3 protein-coding genes are annotated in these 5185 nt (G+C 38.4%); 2 read left to right on the forward strand and 1 reads right to left on the reverse strand.

The genetic code is table 11. The features are described from left to right. Window positions 1-116 precede the first annotated feature (116 nt). On the reverse strand, window positions 117-1163 hold the full coding sequence (locus tag ACZFYI_RS15355) for a SusE domain-containing protein (protein WP_462525009.1): 1047 nt from the start codon (window positions 1161-1163) through the stop codon (window positions 117-119). Between the two features lie 351 nt (window positions 1164-1514). Here ACZFYI_RS15355 and ACZFYI_RS15360 point away from each other — a divergent pair, with 351 nt between their 5' ends. Both ACZFYI_RS15360 and ACZFYI_RS15365 read left to right on the forward strand, forming a co-directional pair. Then, window positions 1515-2546, forward strand: coding sequence for a LacI family DNA-binding transcriptional regulator (locus tag ACZFYI_RS15360; RefSeq protein ID WP_462525010.1), 1032 nt, complete (start codon window positions 1515-1517; stop codon window positions 2544-2546). A gap of 215 nt (window positions 2547-2761) precedes the next feature. Then, complete coding sequence (locus tag ACZFYI_RS15365) at window positions 2762-5176, forward strand: glycoside hydrolase family 31 protein (RefSeq protein WP_462525011.1); 2415 nt, start codon at window positions 2762-2764, stop codon at window positions 5174-5176. Window positions 5177-5185 lie beyond the last annotated feature (9 nt).

Here is a 5185-nt window from a genome sequence, read left to right on the forward strand (position 1 = left end):
GGTAATCTCATGGGAAGATTGTTTTACTTGAAAGTATAAAACCGGTGATGCAAATAAATGCGATCACCGGTTCTTAATTTTAATTGAATTTCACAATAATTTGTGAAATTTTAAGCTTAGTTTTTAACTATTGAATATCTTACTTCTCCAGGAGTTTTGAAGTCCAAAGTAATCGTATAGTTTCCATCAGCTGCAACAGGAATGTTGTCACCACCTGCACCTGCAATACCATCTGCACTACCCAAACCGTAATTACTATCCCAAGTATGGGTTCTGAATTTCATTTCACCTGCTTTTAGATCTGCTGTGATTGTAAGGATGTTTTGAGCGGCATTAAAAGTCATAGGAGTTTCATTGTCCCATCCACCTGCAGTTGCACTTCCAATAATCCCCCAAACACCGATTCTTTCAAGTTCATAAGTTAACGTGTTTAGGTTAGCTTTAATCCTATGGGTTCCAAATGCACCAGGGATTTTGATGTTACCACCTTTTTTAGCGAGACTATTTGCTGTGGCACCTGTACCATAATCATCATAAACATCCCATTCAGGACCTGTGATTAGTTTAAATTCGCCTGAACCTGATAAGATATGAACAAATCCTTCATATACATTGTCGGAATTTGCAGAATAAATAATGGTGTTGTCATTTGGTGGACTCCAACCTTGATAATCACCGGGCACTCTCAAAGAAGGTAAAACAATTACATCCGTGTAAGGTGTTATTGACAATGTAGTAGCATTTCCTACTAGTGGCATTAAACTTCTGTCAATAGTTGTTTTAATTCTAAAATCAATATTTGAAGCTACATCGGCTTCAACACCTGCTGCAACAATCTTAGCATTCAAATCTCCTACTGCAACTTTTATGGTTGGGGTAGTTGAGCTTCCAAGGGCAACTGCAGTTGCAAAGTTGGTTCCACCTTTTGCCATTTCTAAGCTATAAGTGTAATTACCACTAACGCCAAAATCAGGGATGGAAGCTTGAAAGAAAATAGTGTCCTCCTTTTCATCCTGCAACAATACTATCGCAGTACCTGCAGAAGGACTTGTTAAGGTCGATGCTGTTTGTGGAATAATTCTTGGTTCGTCTACAGGACCACAGGACCAAATGATAAAAGGGAGCATAAAAGCAACCCAGAATAATTTTGATAATACTCTCATACGAATTTGTTTTTTGGTATTTATTGTTTCAAACTTTAATTAATTAAATTCAATTTTATAATATTAAAATCATATTGTAGACCGTCTCAATTTCACATTAGAATACTGTCTCCACAATACAACTATGAAATATTACGGAATGAAAAATGTCCAAACAAGCATTGTGTAATGATTTTTTTTGGAATTTTTTGTGCAAACGTAACCGCAAACGATTGCACATTTTTTTGCAATTCGCGAATAGCTCAAAAACCATTTTTTTTTAAAATCAAAATCAAAAAAAATTACGCTATCCAAAGGCATTAAATCTCCCAAAAACTTATATATTTAAATTCTTAGAAAAATCTAATTTTTATGAAACTCGGTCAAGCTACCATAAAAGATATTGCTAAAGAACTAAATGTATCTACATCGACAGTTTCTAGAGCCTTAAAGGATTATCCCGGAATCAGTGATGAAACCAAAAGGAAGGTAAAAGAACTGGCAGACCGGCTTAATTACCGCCCCAATGCAGTTGCTTTAAGCTTAAGAAAAAGCAAATCATTTACCATTGGGGTAATTATTCCTGAGGTAGTGCATTTTTTCTTTTCCACTGTTATCAGCGGTGTTGAAGGGGTGGCATATGCTAACGGATACAATGTGATCCTGTGTCAGACCAATGAAAAATTCAGCCGAGAAAAAAGCAGTGTCGAAACAATGCTCTCCAACCAGATCGATGGTGTTTTGGTTAGTTTTTCAAGGGAAACAACAAATTTTGACCATTTCCAAAAATTGATAGATCTGGAATTTCCCATTGTTTTTTTTGACAGAATACCTGATCTGGAAAACACCATCAATGTTACCGTCAATGACTATCAGGGAGCTTATAACGCTGTAAAACACCTCATCGACCAAGGGTTTAAGAAAATTGTGCACCTTTCTGGACCGGATAACCTTGCGATCAGCAAGCAAAGAAAAGGAGGATATTTGGATGCATTGAAAGACTCTGGTATCCAAGCAAATCCAGACTGGATATTGGAATGTCCTTATGGTACTGAAAAGGAAAGCTTTTTGATCACCACTGAATTATTTAAAAACAAAGACAACAGGCCTGATGCGATTTTTGCCCATCATGATATCGTGGCTGCCGGGGCAATGATGGCTTTGAAAGCACTAGGCTTGAAAATACCTGAAGATGTCGGAGTTGTCGGGTTTTCAAATTGGCAGTTTTCCTCTATGATAGACCCGCCTCTTTCTACAGTATCACAACCGGGGTTCCAAATTGGCGAAACAGCCACAAAGTTGTTGCTAGACCTTATTAACAAGAAGACTAGTATGGAATCTTTCTCACAAAATATAGTCCTGGATACAGAACTTTTGGTCAGAAAATCTTCTGTAAAAGTCTGATTTTTTTAATCTCGGATATTTTTTTGTGCAATCGTTTGAACATGCCCTTAAATTCAAAAAATGGCTTTTTGTACAATCTTGCCTGATTTTTTGGAGCCTCATGAATTTCCAAAGAATTTTAAACTTTCACTTAATATCATAAATTAGAGCCCCGACTTCAATTCATTGAAATAAAAATATCAGGCCATTACTTCTAACAAGCACTAATAAATAAAATGCCTCAAGCCACAAAGCAATTAAATTCATCTCAAAATCTGGCCATTGGGGACGTTTTGTCCTGGTATCAGAAGCCAAATGGGATATATGGAAATACCACTGAAGCAAATTTTGAAATCACCGTGTATAAAGAAGACACGGTAAGAGTTCAGGTCAGCAGAGAATCAAAATATTCAGCAAATCCTTACAGTGTAATTTCAGCTCCGTTCGAAATCGATTTCAATATTTCGGAGGAAAATGGAAAAATTTGGATCAAAACTTCAAAAATATACCTTTCCATTAACCTAAATCCTTTTTACTTGACCTTTCTCACGCCAAGTGGTGAAATCATCAATCAGGACGACCCCGCATTTGCAATATCATGGTTGGGGACTGAAGTGAGTAACTATAAAAAGGTTCAGCCAAAGGAAAGATTCATCGGCTTGGGAGAAAAAACCGGGCACCTTGACAGGGCCGATCGTGCCTATACCAATTGGAATACTGATTATTTCGCTTACGGCGTCGGTGATGATCCTTTATATATGAGTATTCCATTTTATATCGGTTTGCACAGTGGCTTGGCTTATGGGATCTTTTTTGACAACACCCATAAGTCTGTTTTCAATTTTGGGGCATCCAACAACCGCTTTATCTATTATTCTGCGGATGACGGGGATATGGATTATTATTTTTTTCACGATGATAGTGTTGCCAAAATAATCAGTTCTTATACCGAATTGACCGGCAAAATGGAAATGCCTCCATTGTGGTCTTTGGGATTTCAGCAATGCCGCTATTCCTATTATCCTGATTCTGAGGTTTTGACATTAGCCAAAACATTCCGAGACAAGGACATGCCAGCAGATGTCATTTACCTTGACATCCATCATATGGAAAAATACAAAGTCTTCACTTTTGACGGTGAAAAATTTCCTGACCCTAAATCCATGATCAAAGCTTTAAAAGAAAAAGGGTTTAAAGTTGTGGTTATCATGGATCCAGGAATTAAAACCGATAAAGGCTATCTTCCCTTTGATGAGGGAAAAGAAAAAGATCTTTTCGTCAAATTTCCTGATAATGAAATTTATGAAGGACAGGTTTGGCCGGGTTGGTGCGCATTTCCTGATTTCACCAAACCGGAAACCCGCCAATGGTGGGCCGAAAAAATGGCATTCTACGAAGAAGCAGGAGTCGATGGGTATTGGACGGACATGAATGAACCTGCTTCTTGGGGTCAGTTCACTCCCAACCTGATCAATTTCTCTTACGAAGGAGAAAATGTCAGCCATAGAAAAGCAAGGAATGTTTACGGATTCCAGATGGCAAGAAGTGCCAAAGAAGGATGTGAATTACAAAGACCAGACGAAAGACCTTTTGTATTGACAAGATCCGGATTTTCAGGTATTCAACGGGTGGCTGCAGCATGGACCGGTGACAACGTCGCCAGCGAAGAACACATGATGGCAGGCATCAGGTTGGTGAATAGCCTTGGCCTGAGTGGGGTGGCATTTTCCGGATATGATGTCGGAGGTTTTGCCGGCGAATCCACCAAATCTCTGTTTGCAAGATGGATGAGCATAGCCACTTTTGCTCCGTTGTTTAGGGCCCATTCCATGATCAATAGCAGCGATGCCGAACCTTGGGCTTTTGGGGAAGAGGTAGAGGAAATCTCTAGAAACTACATGAAGTTAAGGTATAGAATGCTTCCAACCATCTATAGCAGTTTCTTTAAAAGTACCCAAACGGGCCTTCCCATTTCAAAAAGTCTTGCTGTAGATTATTCCCATGATAAGTACGTTTACGAAATCGCATTTGAAAACCAATACCTTTTTTGTGACAGTCTTTTGATTGCACCTATAGAAAGTTATAAAGAGATTACTAAAGTATATCTTCCTGAAGGTGAATGGTACTATTTATTTGACAATCAAAAACATATAGGAAAACAAACCATCTATCAGGACTGTCCATTGAATTACCTTCCTGTTTATGTAAAGGCGGGTTCTATTTTGGCTTTCCAATCTGAAGTTTCTTACACCGGTCAGGCACATGATGGGATACTCAGTCTCCATGTTTATTCAGGAGAGAATGCATCCACCTACCTTCATTATGAAGATGATGGCATTAGTCCTGATTATAAAAAGGGTAAATTCCTTAAAAGGGAGATCAGTTGGAACTCAGCAATGGGAAAATTGTCATTTGCAAAGACTGAAGGCAATTTCATAAGCAAATTCCATTCTTTCATGGTTTTCAGTTTCAATTACAATTGTATATTTACCTTCACAAAGCTCTTCAAACTTAGTAGATCCATCATCAGTTTTTTTGCTTTTGTTTTACCTCGTCGATTCCGGAGTTCGTTAGTAACAAACCGCTCTGCAGGGCACGCGTGGGCCTCTTCCAATGATACAGTATTACAAAAGTCCAAAAGACAGCGCTGACAGTGAGGG

The organism is Aquiflexum sp. (assembly GCF_977115555.1).